Raw genomic sequence first — 549 nt, 5'->3', positions numbered from 1 at the left:
GGATCTCGCCGCGCGCGTCCACGTCGATCTTCTGCGACAGGTCACCGCGCGCCACCGCCGTGGTCACCTGCGCGATCTGCCGCACCTGGGAGGTCAGGTTCCCCGCCATGAAGTTGACGGAGTCCGTCAGCTCCTTCCACGTACCCGAGACGCCGTCCACGCGCGCCTGACCGCCGAGACGGCCCTCGGTGCCCACGTCCCGGGCCATCCGCGTCACCTGGTCGGCGAAGCTGGACAACTGCGCCACCATCGTGTTGACGGTGTTCTTCAGCTCCAGCATCTCCCCGGCCACGTCCACCGTGACCTTCTGGGAGAGGTCGCCGTTGGCGACCGCCGTCGTCACCTGGGCGATGTCCCTGACCTGACCGGTCAGGTTGCGGAACGCGGTGTTCACCGAATCGGTGAGGTCCTTCCACGTCCCGGCGGCCCCCGGCACCTCCGCCTGGCCGCCGAGCCGGCCCTCGACGCCGACCTCCCGCGCCACCCGGGTCACCTCTGAGCCGAAGGACTGGAGCTGGTCCACCATCGTGTTGACGGTGTTCTTCAGCT

General features: G+C 69.0%; 1 protein-coding gene. It reads right to left on the bottom strand.

Annotation, left to right across the window (positions count from 1 at the left end; genetic code table 11):
* On the bottom strand, nucleotides 1-549 hold a 549-nt coding region (locus tag V9U70_RS00190; RefSeq protein ID WP_336672328.1), incomplete at both ends, for a HAMP domain-containing protein.

The organism is Streptomyces pratensis, from assembly GCF_037137275.1.
In the GTDB taxonomy this organism is placed as follows: Bacteria; Actinomycetota; Actinomycetes; order Streptomycetales; family Streptomycetaceae; genus Streptomyces; species Streptomyces pratensis_B.
The sequence above is the reverse complement of the archived record's forward strand: the minus strand, read 5'-3'. Positions and strand labels throughout refer to the sequence as shown.